At 62.5% G+C, this 13,206-nt stretch carries 12 protein-coding genes; 5 read left to right on the top strand and 7 right to left on the bottom strand.

Annotation, left to right across the window (positions count from 1 at the left end; genetic code table 11):
* Positions 1-93: 93 nt before the first annotated feature.
* Complete coding sequence (locus tag HV822_RS08740) at positions 94-747, bottom strand: TetR/AcrR family transcriptional regulator (protein ID WP_238873474.1); 654 nt, start codon at positions 745-747, stop codon at positions 94-96.
* A 159-nt stretch (positions 748-906) separates the two neighbouring features.
* Between HV822_RS08740 and HV822_RS08745 the strand changes: the two genes are divergently transcribed.
* The 3 genes from HV822_RS08745 (at position 907) to HV822_RS08755 (ending at position 3,685) form a co-directional block, all read left to right on the top strand.
* Positions 907-2,127, top strand: coding sequence for an acyl-CoA dehydrogenase family protein (locus tag HV822_RS08745; RefSeq protein ID WP_238873475.1), 1,221 nt, complete (start codon positions 907-909; stop codon positions 2,125-2,127).
* 99 nt (positions 2,128-2,226) lie between these two features.
* Positions 2,227-3,195 carry an alpha/beta hydrolase gene (locus tag HV822_RS08750; protein WP_238873476.1) on the top strand — a complete coding sequence of 323 codons (969 nt, stop codon included), beginning with the start codon at positions 2,227-2,229 and terminating at the stop codon, positions 3,193-3,195.
* 88 nt (positions 3,196-3,283) lie between these two features.
* Complete coding sequence (locus tag HV822_RS08755) at positions 3,284-3,685, top strand: hypothetical protein (protein ID WP_238873477.1); 402 nt, start codon at positions 3,284-3,286, stop codon at positions 3,683-3,685.
* A 75-nt stretch (positions 3,686-3,760) separates the two neighbouring features.
* Here HV822_RS08755 and HV822_RS08760 read toward each other — a convergent pair whose 3' ends face one another.
* The 5 genes from HV822_RS08760 to HV822_RS08780 all read right to left on the bottom strand — a co-directional run bounded on the left by HV822_RS08760 (position 3,761) and on the right by HV822_RS08780 (position 9,677).
* Positions 3,761-4,843 (bottom strand): 5-(carboxyamino)imidazole ribonucleotide synthase, encoded by a 1,083-nt coding sequence (locus tag HV822_RS08760; protein ID WP_238873478.1) that lies wholly within the window; start codon positions 4,841-4,843, stop codon positions 3,761-3,763.
* Positions 4,844-4,853: 10 nt separating this feature from the next.
* Positions 4,854-5,345, bottom strand: a complete 492-nt coding sequence (gene purE / locus HV822_RS08765; protein ID WP_238873568.1) for a 5-(carboxyamino)imidazole ribonucleotide mutase — start codon at positions 5,343-5,345, stop codon at positions 4,854-4,856.
* 165 nt (positions 5,346-5,510) lie between these two features.
* Positions 5,511-6,218: a carbonic anhydrase gene (locus tag HV822_RS08770; protein ID WP_238873479.1), complete on the bottom strand. Its 708-nt coding sequence runs from the start codon at positions 6,216-6,218 to the stop codon at positions 5,511-5,513.
* A gap of 126 nt (positions 6,219-6,344) precedes the next feature.
* Positions 6,345-8,156: a sodium-extruding oxaloacetate decarboxylase subunit alpha gene (gene oadA, locus HV822_RS08775; RefSeq protein ID WP_238873480.1), complete on the bottom strand. Its 1,812-nt coding sequence runs from the start codon at positions 8,154-8,156 to the stop codon at positions 6,345-6,347.
* Between the two features lie 105 nt (positions 8,157-8,261).
* Entirely contained in the window at positions 8,262-9,677 is a 1,416-nt protein-coding gene (locus HV822_RS08780) for an acetyl-CoA carboxylase biotin carboxylase subunit (RefSeq protein WP_238873481.1), read from the bottom strand.
* A 218-nt stretch (positions 9,678-9,895) separates the two neighbouring features.
* On the opposite strand from HV822_RS08780, the gene HV822_RS08785 reads away from it, so the two are divergent.
* Positions 9,896-10,834 carry a LysR family transcriptional regulator gene (locus HV822_RS08785; RefSeq protein ID WP_275419426.1) on the top strand — a complete coding sequence of 313 codons (939 nt, stop codon included), beginning with the start codon at positions 9,896-9,898 and terminating at the stop codon, positions 10,832-10,834.
* Here the strand turns inward: HV822_RS08785 and HV822_RS08790 are convergent.
* Complete coding sequence (locus HV822_RS08790) at positions 10,828-11,031, bottom strand: PA3496 family putative envelope integrity protein (RefSeq protein WP_238873482.1); 204 nt, start codon at positions 11,029-11,031, stop codon at positions 10,828-10,830. The genes HV822_RS08785 and HV822_RS08790 overlap by 7 nt on opposite strands.
* An 89-nt stretch (positions 11,032-11,120) precedes the next feature.
* On the opposite strand from HV822_RS08790, the gene HV822_RS08795 reads away from it, so the two are divergent.
* Complete coding sequence (locus tag HV822_RS08795; protein ID WP_238873483.1) at positions 11,121-12,227, top strand: sugar diacid recognition domain-containing protein; 1,107 nt, start codon at positions 11,121-11,123, stop codon at positions 12,225-12,227.
* Positions 12,228-13,206 lie beyond the last annotated feature (979 nt).

Consider the following 13,206-nt stretch of genomic DNA (forward strand, 5'->3'; position numbering starts at 1 on the left):
CGCCAGCCTGGCGTCAGCAGGTGCGCAGTCATCCCGCATCCGGCGCGTGACGGCACTATGAAATCATGGCGGGGTTGTCGCAAGCTGTCCAGCTTAGCTTCTCGTGCTGCCATTATCGGCTCCAGAGATGACAACTTGAGGCGTGTGCAGCAGTTGCTGCCATTGCTCGCGCAGCTGACGCAGTGATTGTTCGCCACCCAGCTGACCACGGAACAGCAGCACCCCGCCGAGCACTGCCGCGTATTGAATCAGCGCCATGCCGTGTGCCTGGCCAGCCGGTACCAGCGGCGCCAGCAGCTGCGCGGTCTGTTCCACCCGGGCAGCGTCAACCTTGGCCACGATATCGCGGGCGTAGAGGTCGCGCAGGGCAAAGTCGCGGATGGCAAACTCCACCTTCATGCGTTTGAACTCCACCGCCGGACCCTCAAACATCAGCAGCAACACCCGTTCTACTTCCTGCTGCGGGCTCAGCGCCGGGTCCAGCCCCGGTTGCCAGTAACGCAGGCCCTTCATGCGCTGGGCCTGCCACTGGTCGAGAAACAGCCGGATAAACTGCGGCAAATCCTCGAAATGCCAGTAAAAGCTGCCGCGGGTTACTTTCAGGCGCTTGGCCAGCGGCAGCACGCGCAGCTGGTCGAAACCGCCTTCAAGGATGGCGTCGGTAGCAGCGTTAAACCAGTCCTGGGGCGTTAATACCGCGCGGCCGGTGGGTCGGCCACGGCGGGCGGGCTTACTGGTGGCGGGCATCGGTGGCTCCGGTACATGGGCAGGGCAGCGATTATAAGTCAGGCGAAGGCCGCGTCATATCTATTTCCATACACAATTGACAATACATATGTGTATTGAGATTTTGGCAGCACGCAGGCGCCGCCTGCAAGCTCTTATTATCCCGCCCAGGAGACTGTCATGTATCACCAGACCGAGCGTTCGCTGGATCTGCAAAAACGTATTTCCGATTTTATGGATGCGCATGTCTTCCCCAACGAACAGCGCTACGAAGAAGAGGTTCGCGCCAATGAAAAGGCCGGTAATGCCTATGTCACCGTGCCGTTGATGGAAGAACTCAAGGCCAAGGCCCGCGCCGAAGGTCTGTGGAACCTCTTCCTGCCCGAAGCCGAGCACGGTCCGGGGCTGAGCAACATGGAATACGCGCCGCTGGCCGAACTGATGGGGCGCGTGCCCGGCATGTGGGCCTCCGAGGTGTTCAACTGCGGCGCGCCGGACACCGGCAACATGGAAGTGCTGGCTCGCTACGGCACCAAGGAGCAGCAAGAGCGTTGGCTGACGCCGCTGCTCAATGGCGACATTCGCTCTGCCTTTGCCATGACTGAGCCGCTGGTGGCGTCGTCTGATGCGACCAATGTGGAAACCCGCATTGAGCGTGACGGCGACGAGTACGTTATCAACGGTCGCAAGTGGTATATCTCTGGCGCCGCTAACGACCGCTGCAAGATCATGGTGGTGATGGGCAAGAGCGATCCTGACAATCCGAATCGCCACCAGCAGCAGTCGATGATTCTGGTGCCGATGGATACCCCCGGCGTGACCGTGTTGCGCGACATGGGCTGCTACGGCTACATGGACCCGCCGTACGGCCACCCGGAAATTGTCTTCGAGAACGTCCGCGTGCCGGCTAGCAACATGCTGCTGGGTGAGGGCCGTGGCTTCGAAATCGCCCAGGGTCGCCTTGGTCCGGGCCGTATCCACCACTGCATGCGGGTGATTGGTCAGGCCGAGCGGGCGCTGGCGCTGATGTGCGAGCGTCTGAGCAAGCGCGTTGCCTTCGGCAAGCCGCTGTCCGAGCAGGGCGTGTGGCGTGAGCGTATCGCCGAGTCGCGCATCATGATTGACCAGGCGCGCTTTCTGGTGATGAACGCCGCGTACCTGATGGATACCGTCGGCAATAAGGTGGCGGCCAAGCAGATCGCGATGATCAAGGTGGCCGCGCCGAACATGGCCTGTCAGGTGATCGACTGGGCAATTCAGGCGCACGGCGCCGGCGGGTTCTCCTCCGATTTTCCGCTGGCCCAGCTGTACGTCTATGCGCGTCACCTGCGCACCGCAGATGGTCCGGACGAGGTGCACCGCAACGCCATCGCCAAGGCCGAGCTCAAGCGCTTCGTGTAAAGCAGCGAACGGCCCCGCGTGTATCAAACGATGCGCGCGGGGCTGTTTCGTTTCAGTATGGGGCTGCACCGTACAACAACAAGAATGCAGGAGGTCTTGATGAGCCGAATTGAAAAGGCGCTTGCGGCGCTCGGGCTTGGTCTAGCGCTGGCCGCTCCAGTCGCTGCGACCGAGCAGATACGCGTCCATCCCGACCTGGCCTATGGGCAGGGACTGGTGGGCGGTGAGCAAGCGATTGAGCGTCCACTGTTGATGGACTGGTATCAGCCTGCAGCAGCGACCGATGCGCTGCGCCCGGCGGTGATACTCGCCTTTGGGGGCTCTTTCGTGCGTGGCAGCAAGGGTGATGAGCACTTTACCGAAAACGGCGCGCAGGACTCGTCCATAGCCGATTACTGTCGGGCTATCGCACGGCAGGGCTTCCATTGTTTCTCTATCGAGTATCGGCTGGCGGGCGAGCGCCCGGTACTGGCAACGCCTGTTGCTTCTCAAAGGCTGATGCCCGAAGCATTGGCAGTCACCCCGCAGACCACCGCCCGCATCGACATTGCCCGGCAGGCTATCGGCTTGCCGCCGATGGACAACACGATGCGCGCCGAGTTTTGGCAGGCACTGCTGAGTGCCAGCGAAGACATGGAGACGGCGGTAAATCACGTGCGCAGTGAGGCGGCGCACTATGGCGTGGACCCTGAACGGCTGGCGCTGGGTGGTTTCTCGGCTGGCGCCATCACCGCGATCAACGCCGCCTATGGCCGCCATGTACCGGTGAAGGCCGTCGTGTCGTTGTCTGGCAGCACCTGGGGCTACCTGTTGCCGGGTAATCTTCCTGCGCAGTCGCCGGCATTGCTGCAGCTGGTCGGCCAGGACGATCTGCCCGGTGTCATCCGTGGCAGCGCCGCAGTTGCGCGCGCCCTCGACAGCGCGGGCGCCAGTCGGCAGCAGGCCTGGGTGCCGGGTTTTGGCCACTTTTACCCGATGGGTGCGGTCAGTCTGGGGGATGATTTCAGCAAGTTGTCGGTTGAACAGCGGGTTGTGGCGTTTCTGCGCAAGCAACTGACGGCGGATTGATTGCCGATACCAATGATAGGGGATGCCGCGCGCGGGTCGATATGACAGGCTAAGGTCTGGATCAAAGACGAAAAGAGGACTCACCCCGATGACCCTGCGACTTGGCTCTGCACTGCTGGTGTGCGCTGTTACCCTGTCCGCTGAGGCGATGACCGACCAGCCGACATATGTATTGATGAGCGGCCTGTCTGATGGCTATTACGGCTATTCCAATCGCACGCCCGAGCGATCCCAGTTTATCGCCGTCAGCAGCGGCGTACCCACCCTGTACGTGCCGGCGGGCAGCAGCTGTTCATCCAACACGCTGTACTTCAGGCAGAGTGAGCGAGGTGATATCTGGGTGCATGAAGGCTCTCCCAACCGGATGGGAGCTCCCTTTAGCCAGAACAAGTCGTCGCTGCGTACCGATGCCGTGTTGGCGCGGCCGGATAAGGTGACCACCGAGAACCATCGCGCCTGCCAGGGTGCTGTTCAGCGAGGCAATGGGTAGGCAAGTGCTGTGGCAGAAAAAAAGGCGTAGCAACCGAATGCTACGCCTTTCTGCTTTAACTAGCCGGTGCCTGAGTTAGCTGGCGATGAGCGCCTCAACGTCGGCAATGCGTGTTTTCAGCGTTGCCATATCCGGGCAGCGCAGCGTGGCGTGACCAACCTTGCGGCCGGCCTTGAAGGCCTTGCCGTAGTGGTGCAGATGGCAGTGTTCGATGGCACTGACCGCCTCGACGGCCGGCACTTCACCGATAAAGTTCAGCATCGCGCTTTCACCGACCTTGGCGGTCGAGCCGAGCGGCAGGCCGGCGATGGCACGCAGGTGGTTTTCGAACTGGCTGCACTCGGCGCCTTCGATGGTCCAGTGCCCGGAGTTGTGCACGCGCGGGGCGATCTCGTTGGCTTTCAGGCCGCCGTCGACCTCGAAGAATTCGAAGGCCAGCACGCCGACGTAATCGAGCTTGTCGAGCACACGGCCAACGTAGTCTTCGGCCAGTGCCTGCAGTGGGTGTTCTGTGCTGGCGACCGACAGCTTGAGGATGCCGTTCTCGTGGGTGTTGTGGACCAGCGGGTAGAAGCGGGTTTCACCGTCGCGGGCGCGCACGGCGACCAGCGAGACTTCACCGCTAAAGGCTACAAAGCCTTCCAGAATGCAGGGCACGCTGCCCAGTTCCGCGAAGGCACCAACCACGTCTTCGGGGTGGCGCAGCACTTTCTGGCCCTTGCCGTCATAACCCAGGGTGCGGGTTTTCATCACTGCCGGCAGGCCGATGCGCTTGACCGCGGCATCGAGGTTGTCCTGTGACTGGATGTCGGCAAATTCCGGGGTCGGGATGCCAAGGTCCTGGAACATCGACTTCTCGAACCAGCGGTCACGGGCGATACGCAGCGATTGGGCGTTCGGGTAGACCGGCACGAACTGCGAGAGGAAGGCGACGGTTTCGGCGGGCACGCTTTCAAACTCGAAGGTCACCACGTCCACTTCATCGGCCAGCTGGCGCAGGTGATCGGTGTCGCTGTAATCGGCGCGGATGTGCTCACCGAGGGCCTGAGCGCAGGCATCCGGGGCCGGGTCGAGAAACGCGAACTGCTGGCCGAGCGGGGTGCCGGCCAACGCCAGCATGCGGCCCAGTTGTCCACCACCGATGACACCGATCTTCATATCCGATTCCTCAAGCCTGACGCGGGTCTGGGTTGTTCAGCACATTGTCGGTCTGCTGGCTGCGGAACGCCTGCAGCGCCTTGCCGAACTGCGGATGCTTGCCGCCAAGGATGCTGGCTGACAGCAGCGCGGCGTTGACGGCGCCGGCCTTGCCGATGGCCAGGGTGGCGACCGGCACGCCAGCCGGCATCTGCACGATAGACAGCAGCGAGTCGACACCGGAGAGCATGGAAGACTGCACCGGCACGCCGAGCACCGGCAGATGGGTCTTGGCTGCGCACATGCCCGGCAGGTGGGCTGCGCCGCCGGCGCCGGCGATGATCACTTCGATGCCGCGATCGGCCGCTTCTTCAGCGTATTGGAACAGCAGGTCGGGGGTGCGGTGGGCAGACACCACCTTCACTTCGTAGGGAATACCCAGCTGTTCAAGCATGTCGGCCGTATGGCTCAGGGTGGACCAGTCGGACTTGGAGCCCATGATCACGCCAACCAGTGCGGTCATCTGTAGTGCCTCGCTCATCAGGGCCGCCTCGGCGGCAGAAACCAACAAGCCACGGCAGCGAACTGGCGTGGCTTGCTTGGAGAGTGCAGGCTTATCGAGGGCCTGCCGCTAAACAGACGGCGCAGTATACCTGTAATTGTGTAAATACAGTAATGCGCCCGTCGGTTAGCCCGCGTTGCGGCCGGGGTAGCGCGCGCGCGGTGTGGCCACCGGTACGGGGCCGTCGCCAATCTGCCGGAACTCGTTGGTCTCGGCGTCGTAGGCGCGGATCTGGGCTGTCTCGATGTCGTAGACCCAGCCGTGGATGAATAGCTCGCCACGGGCCAGGCGCGATGCGACCGAGGGGTGGGTGGCCAGGTGCTGCAGCTGGGCGATGACGTTCTCTTCGGTCATCATCGCGAGCTTGTCGTCGCAGCAGTCGCAGTTGTCTTCAACCACAATCTTGGCGACCTCGGCATGGCGCAGCCAGGCCTTTACGGTCGGCAGCGAGTCGAGGGTTTCCGGGGCGAGTACCGCTTTCATCGCGCCGCAGTCGGAGTGGCCGCAGATGATGATGTGATGCACGTTCAGCGCCAGTACAGCGAACTCAATGGCGGTAGAAACGCCACCCATCATCTGGCCGTAGGGCGGCACCACGTTACCCACGTTGCGCGAGACGAACAGGTCGCCCGGCGAGCTTTGGGTGATCAGCTCCGGAGCGACGCGAGAGTCGGCACAGGTGATGAACATCGCGCGCGGAGTCTGTTCGTGGGCCAGCTTTTTGAACAGCTCCTGTTGCTCGGGGTAGACCTCGTTACGGAAACGGTTGAAGCCGTCGACGATTTGCTTGAGGGCTTCTTCGGCACTTTCATTGCGTCTGGAGTCGTTATTCATGTCGCAGTCTCAATCAAGGTTGAACTGTTCAGGAGACGCTTGGCGTCTCGCATACGACACCGGCGCCGATAGGCGCCGGTGCAGCTAAATGTCAGCGGGTGTTTCCATCCGCTGTACAGCACCGGCTCAGGCTTCGATCTCGATCAGGATCTCGCCCGGGTTCACACGGTCGCCCTTGGCGACGTTGACCGCCTTGACGGTGCCGGCGATGGCTGCCTGGATCTCGCTTTCCATCTTCATGGCTTCGCTGACCAGTACGGCCTGACCGGCCTTGACGCTGTCACCCACCTTGACCAGTACGTCGACCACGTTGCCCGGCATGCTGGTGGTGACGTGGCCCGGCTCGCTGGCCTGCTTGCGCTTGCTGCCACCTTCGCCGACGAAGGCGTTGAGCGGCTCGAACACCACTTCTTCCGGCATGCCGTCGAGGCTCAGGTAGAAGTGGCGTTTGCCGTCGCCCTTGACGCCGACACCGGTGATATCAACGCGGTAGGACTCACCGTGTACATCAATGATGAACTCGGTCGGGACGCCTTCGCTGGCCGCGGCTGGCGCGCCTTCACCGGGTGCCGGCAGCAGTTGCTCGGGTTTCAGGGTGCCGGCTTCGCGCTCTTCAAGGAACTTGCGACCGATATCCGGGAACATGGCGAAGGTCAGCACGTCTTCTTCCGACGTGGCCAGTGCGCCCACTTCACCGCGCAGACGGTCCATTTCCGGCTTGAGCAGGTCGGCCGGGCGCACGTCGATGACCTCTTCGCCACCGATGGCCTGACGGCGCAGTTTCTCGTTCACCGCGCCCGGCGCCTGACCGTAGCGGCCCTGCAGGTACAGCTTCACCTCGTTGGTGATGGTCTTGTAGCGCTCACCGGCCAGCACGTTGAATACCGCCTGGGTGCCGACGATCTGCGAGGTCGGGGTGACCAGCGGCGGGAAGCCGAGGTCTTCACGCACCCGCGGGATTTCCGCGAACACGTCCTGGATGCGATCCAGCGCGCCCTGTTCCTTCAGCTGGTTGGCCAGGTTGGACATCATGCCGCCCGGCACCTGGTTGACCTGCACGCGGGTGTCGACACCGGTGAAGTCGCTCTCGAACTGGTGGTACTTCTTGCGCACGGCGTGGAAGTACATGCCGATTTCCTGCAGCAGCTCCAGGTCCAGACCGGTGTCGTACGGGGTGCCTTTGAGCGCCGCAACCATCGACTCGGTGCCCGGGTGGCTGGTGCCCCAGGCCATGGAGGAGATTGCGGTGTCGATGTGGTCGGCGCCGTTCTCGATGGCCTTGAGCTGGCACATGGCGGCCAGACCGGCGGTGTCGTGCGAGTGGATAAACACCGGCAGATCGAGCTCGGCTTTCAGTGCCTTGACCAGCTCGCCGGTGGCGAACGGGGTCAGCAGACCGGCCATATCCTTGATGGCGATGGAGTCGATGCCCATCGCCGCCATGTCTTTGGCCTGTTTGACGAAGGTTGCCACCGTGTGCACCGGGCTGGTGGTGTAGGCGATGGTGCCCTGGGCGTGCTTGCCGGCGGCCTTGACGGCTTCAATGGCGACCTTGAGGTTGCGCACATCGTTCATGGCATCAAAGATGCGGAACACGTCGATACCGTTCTCGGCGGCCTTGGCAACAAAGGCGCGAACCACGTCGTCGCTGTAGTGACGGTAGCCGAGCAGGTTCTGACCGCGCAGCAGCATCTGCAGGCGAGTGTTCGGCAGCGCCTTGCGCAGGGCGCGCAGACGCTCCCACGGATCTTCTTTGAGGAAGCGGACGCAAGCGTCGAAGGTCGCGCCGCCCCAGACTTCCAGTGACCAGTAGCCGACCTGATCCAGCTTGTCGCAGATCGGCAGCATGTCTTCGGTACGCAGACGGGTCGCCAGCAGGGACTGGTGGGCGTCGCGCAGGATGGTGTCAGTTACGGTAATTTTGCGTGGACTGTTCATGTCTAGGTTCCTTCGCTGAAGGCTGTAGGCTCGAGGCTGGAAGGTCCGGATTCCCGGCGGCTGGTCTTCCAGCGTTCGGCCTTCAGCCTTAAGCGGCTTTAATCGTTAAAGTCCGGCGTGGGCGGCAATCGCGGCGGCGATGGCGAGCGCCAGCTCCTCGGGTTTGCGTTTGATCGAGTAGTTCAGCAGCTCGGGATGGGCTTCCACGAAGCTGGTGTTGAACACGCCGGAGCGGAACTCGGCATTACGCAGAATTTCCTGGTAGTACGGGGTCGTGGTCTTGACCCCCTGCAGGCGCATGTCATCCAACGCACGCAGGCCGCGGTCCATCGCCTCTTCCCAGGTCATCGCCCAGACAATCAGCTTCAGACACATGGAGTCGAAGTTCGGCGGAATGGTGTAGCCGGTGTAGATTGCGGTATCGACTCGCACGCCCGGGCCGCCCGGTGCGTAGTAGCGGGTGACCTTGCCGAAGGAGGGGAAGAAGTTGTTCTTCGGGTCCTCGGCGTTAATCCGGAACTGGATGGCAAAGCCCTGGTGCTGAACGTCTTCCTGCTTGATCGACAGCGGCAGGCCAGAGGCGATGCGGATCTGTTCGCGGACGATGTCGACGCCGGTGATCTGCTCGGTGATGGTGTGCTCGACCTGAACCCGGGTATTCATTTCCATGAAATACACTTCGTCGTCGGCCAGCAGAAACTCGACGGTACCGGCATTCTCGTAGCCAACGGCTTGCGCTGCCTTGACCGCCAGATCGCCGATGTAGGCGCGCTGTTCCGGGGTCAGCTGCGGGCTGGGCGCGATCTCGATCAGCTTCTGGTTGCGGCGCTGGATCGAGCAGTCGCGCTCGAACAGGTGCACGGTGTTGCCGAAGCTGTCGGCGAGAATCTGCGCTTCGATGTGCTTCGGATTGACGATGCACTTCTCGAGGAAGACTTCCGCGCTGCCGAACGCCTTGGTGGCCTCGGAGATGACGCGGGGGTAAGCCGATTCCAGCTCTTCACGGTTGTTGCAGCGACGGATACCGCGCCCACCACCACCGGAGGTTGCCTTGAGCATGACCGGGTAGCCGACGCGCTCTGCTTCGCGCAGGGCCTCAGCTAGATCCGCCAGGTTGCCTTCGGTGCCGGGGGTGACCGGCACGCCGGCAGCGATCATGCTGCGGCGGGCTTCGGTCTTGTCGCCCATGCGGGTAATGACCTCGGCCGCCGGGCCGATGAACTTGATCCCGCGCTCGGCGCAGATCTTTGCCAGTTCGGCATTCTCGGACAGAAAACCGTAGCCCGGGTGCAGGGCGTCACAGCCGGTTTCTACCGCCAGGTTAACCAGCTGGCGCGGATTGAGATAACCCGCCAGCGGGTCGCTGCCGACGTTGTAGGACTCGTCGGCGCGTTTGACGTGCAGGGCATAGCGGTCGGGATCGGTATAGACCGCAACCGAGGTGATGCCCATCTCCGCGCAAGCGCGGACGATGCGAACGGCAATCTCGCCCCGGTTGGCAATCAGAATTTTCTTGATCACGTACGCGTTCCTCGTGGTGGTGATCGAGTGGACTGGAAACAGCTTGCCTGCTGCACAGAGCCTCGGGCCCGCTGGCAACAGTTTGCAAAATGTGTCCCGGTTACCCTAAGCGGCCACCTCTATTCTGTGAAATGAATAATACTTGGCTTATGTATAAGTGATTGCTTATATATACTGCGCCCATGCAAAGCGAACCTGTTTCTCAAGGCTAGACCATCATGCGTAAATCCTTGCTGCGAATGACATTGCGCCAGTTGCAGGTGTTTTGTGCGGTCTGCGAGCAGCGCTCCTACAGCCGTGCCGCCGAGGCCATGGCGCTGACCCAGCCGGCGGTCAGCTTGCAGATTCGCCAACTGGAGGAGCAGGTTGGGTTGCCGCTGTTCGAGTATGTCGGGCGCAAGCTCTACCTGACCGAGGCGGCCGAGTCGCTGCTGGCGGCCAGTGGTGACATCTTCGAGCGGCTCGACAGCCTGGACATGAACCTGTCTACCTTGCAGGGCAGCCTGCGCGGTGAGCTGCGGCTGGCGGCGGTCAGCAGCGTGCAATACGTGCTGCCGCATGTGCTTGCGGCCTTTCGGGCGCGCTATCCGCAGGTAACCTTCCAGCTGGACGTGGCCAGTCGCGCGCAGATCATTCAGCGCCTGGCCGAGAACCGTGATGATCTGGTGATCATGGGGCTGGTGCCGGCAGACCGGGCGCTGGAGTTCTTTCCGTTCTTGAACAACCCGATTGTGGCGGTAGCCCGGCCGGACCACCCGTTGGCCGAGCAGCGGCAGATGCCACTGGCTAGACTGGAAGAGGAAATGGTGCTGCAACGCGAAGGCGGCTCGGGTATCCGCAAGGCCTGCGACGAGTTTTTGCAGCTCAAGCGCGTGCATCTGGCGCAGAGCATGCAACTGGGGTCGACCGAGGCGCTGGTGCAAGGTGCGATAGCCGGGCTGGGCGTAGCGCTGGTGCCGGCGCATGCCGCTGCTGCCTGGGTGACGCGTGGCGAGCTGGTGTGTCTGGATATCAGCGAGCTGCCGCTCAAGCGCAGCTGGTGTGCGGTGCACGCGCGCGGTAAGCGTTTGAGTCCGGTGGCCGATGCGTTTCTCGGCTTTCTGCGCGAGGAGCGGGCGTTGATTCGCCAGCTCGCCGAGCCGTTTGAACCTCAGTGAAGGCGCGCGCGCTGGTGGTCGGTTTGGCCGAGCAGCTCCGGAAAGTCGCAGAAGCTGGCCTGCAACGCCTGGCTTTCGCGGTAGTCTTCAATGGCGCGGCGGTAGGCCATGCGCTTTTTGTCTTCCTGTCGGCGGCGTTCGCGGCGCTCGCTGGCAGCGGAGTGAGTGTCACCTGCAAAATCCGGATTAAAGGCCATGTTGGCGTCTCCCGAGTCGTGGTTGGTGCGGCGTCACGGAGGCATCATGAGCCAGCGAGCATGACCGGGTGATGACACAGGAGTGAACTATGTTTGAACTGGACCGGCTGCTGGCCCAGGACATCGTTGATAGGGCCATGGCGATCCTGCCCTACAACATCAACGTGATGGATCGGCAGGGCGTGATCATCGGCAGCGGTGATGCTCAGCGCATCGATTCACTGCATGAAGGCGCCCAGCTGGTGCTGGCCAACCAGCGCGTAGTGGCGCTGGATGAGCAGGCAGCGGCCTGTTTGCAGGGGGTTAAACCGGGTATCAATCTGCCGCTGCTGCATGCCGGCCGACTGGTCGGTGTGCTGGGCATCACCGGCGACCCGGAACAGGTGCGGCCCTTTGCCGAGCTGCTGCGCATGACCGCCGAGATGTTGGTCGAGCAGCGTGTGCTGCAGGCCGAGCAGCACTGGCGCGGGCAGCAGCAGGAAGCCTGGTTGGTCAACCTGCTGGAGCGCGGCTACCCGTTGGCGAGCCTCGAGACCGACGCCGAGCGCCTGCGTATGCGCTGGAAGTGGCCGCTGCAGGGCTGTCTGCTGTGTCTGGCCAGCGAAACCGACCATGAGTTGGCCCAGGGCCAGCTGATCAGTCAGATGCGCCTGCGCCATCCGCATGACATCATCCTGCCGCTGGGCCTGCACGACGTGCTCTGGCTGCGCAGCGGCAAGGCCGAGACGGTACGGCGCAGCTGGCTGGAGCAGGCCGATCAGCGCGGCTGGCCGGTGGGCCGCCTGCTGCTGGCCGAAGCGGTCGAGTCGCTGGCGGATTTGCGGGAGGCCACCGAAGCGCTGATCAATCTGCGGGATTACGCTCAGGAGATGCGTCTGTCCGAGCGTCTGGTCGGGCTGGGGGATTACCGTCTGGCGGTGTTGCTGCATCAACAGCAGGGCAGCTGGACCGTACAGCGACTGCTGGCGCCGTTGCAGCCCCTGCGCCGGGCCGATGGCAGCGGGCAGCTGGTCGCTACTCTGCGCAGCTGGTTGCAGCACAATGGCCATACTCAGGCCTGCGCCGCGGCCCTGGAAGTCCATCGCAACACCTTGCGTTATCGGCTGGATCGGATTGCCGAGATTACCGGGCTGGATCTGGATCGGATGACGGATCGGATGTTGTTGAGTATTGGGTTGGCGTTGTTTCCGGAGTAGCTGAGAAGCCGGCGCCGTAGCTGATCGTTCCCACGCTCCAGCGTGGTAACGCATGTCAGGACGCTCCGCGTCCGGTTCGGTGTTGTCTTTAGTGTTCGACTTTCGCCTGGTAGCCCGCCTTTCGCCTTTCACGGCGAGCCAAGGGGGGCCGCTTGCCCGCCCCCCCCTTAGCGATCCCCCGGGCACCCGACTACACGGCCCTTCGGGTTCGCTGCGTTGCTCGGCCTGGCGGGGGCCGGCAGAACTCGTCGCTGCGCTCCTCAGACATGCTGCCGTCCTATTTCCCGCCAGCCCTGTGCTACTCGCCCGCGTAAACGGGGAGTTGGTCCGTGCATCCGTCATGTCTTGCTGAAATAGACCTGATCGCTCCTAGGCTCTTGCGTGGAAGTGCCTGTCAGGATGCTAGTGCTTTATGTCTGCTGATTCCTTCTGCGCCAGAGGCGGCTGCTAATACGTCTAATTATCGCGCTCAGGCAAACTGATAAAGACTTGGATGGTGGAGTGTGCACCGGGTTTCGTCCCGTTTACGCGGGCGAGTAGCGCAGATTTATCGGGAAAAAGAGCCACAGGATGTCTGAGGGGGCAGAGCCCCCGAGTTTTGTGGCTCCCCGATAAATCGAGCAACGCAGCGAACCCGAAGGGCCGCGTAGTCGGGTGCCCCGGGGGATCGCTAAGGGGGGCCGGGCAAGCGGCCCCCCTTGGCTCGCCGTAAAAGGCGAAAAGCTGATTTGGCCGTCGCACTCATGCTGTAGCCGGTTCGCTGCGACAGATGGTTTCCAAGTTTTCGCGCGGGTCCTCCGACTGGTCCTGTTCTCCGCCACAGTCCCCCAACCAGAGCGGATCTGCCCAACTTTAGGCTCACCGCCATTGGGCGGAAGAACAATAATGAACCGTTAATTCCCGTCTATTGTTGTGCGTGAGCATAAGGTTTTTGTCCCGCAGGCTGGGTGACAATGGCTGCTTTCTGGCTGCCCAATGC

This window comes from Halopseudomonas maritima (assembly GCF_021545785.1).
GTDB classification, from domain to species: Bacteria; Pseudomonadota; Gammaproteobacteria; order Pseudomonadales; family Pseudomonadaceae; genus Halopseudomonas; species Halopseudomonas maritima.

Excerpts from the sequence above, each read along its gene's own strand:
- HV822_RS08740 (WP_238873474.1), bottom strand. The coding sequence starts at position 747 with ATGCCCGCCACCAGTAAGCCCGCCCGCCGTGGCCGACCCACCGGCCGC.
- HV822_RS08790 (WP_238873482.1), bottom strand. The coding sequence starts at position 11,031 with ATGGCCTTTAATCCGGATTTTGCAGGTGACACTCACTCCGCTGCCAGC.
- HV822_RS08755 (WP_238873477.1), top strand. The coding sequence starts at position 3,284 with ATGACCCTGCGACTTGGCTCTGCACTGCTGGTGTGCGCTGTTACCCTG.
- HV822_RS08750 (WP_238873476.1), top strand. The coding sequence starts at position 2,227 with ATGAGCCGAATTGAAAAGGCGCTTGCGGCGCTCGGGCTTGGTCTAGCG.
- HV822_RS08795 (WP_238873483.1), top strand. The coding sequence starts at position 11,121 with ATGTTTGAACTGGACCGGCTGCTGGCCCAGGACATCGTTGATAGGGCC.
- HV822_RS08770 (WP_238873479.1), bottom strand. The coding sequence starts at position 6,218 with ATGAATAACGACTCCAGACGCAATGAAAGTGCCGAAGAAGCCCTCAAG.
- oadA (WP_238873480.1), bottom strand. The coding sequence starts at position 8,156 with ATGAACAGTCCACGCAAAATTACCGTAACTGACACCATCCTGCGCGAC.
- HV822_RS08760 (WP_238873478.1), bottom strand. The coding sequence starts at position 4,843 with ATGAAGATCGGTGTCATCGGTGGTGGACAACTGGGCCGCATGCTGGCG.
- HV822_RS08785 (WP_275419426.1), top strand. The coding sequence starts at position 9,896 with ATGCGTAAATCCTTGCTGCGAATGACATTGCGCCAGTTGCAGGTGTTT.
- purE (WP_238873568.1), bottom strand. The coding sequence starts at position 5,345 with ATGACCGCACTGGTTGGCGTGATCATGGGCTCCAAGTCCGACTGGTCC.
- HV822_RS08745 (WP_238873475.1), top strand. The coding sequence starts at position 907 with ATGTATCACCAGACCGAGCGTTCGCTGGATCTGCAAAAACGTATTTCC.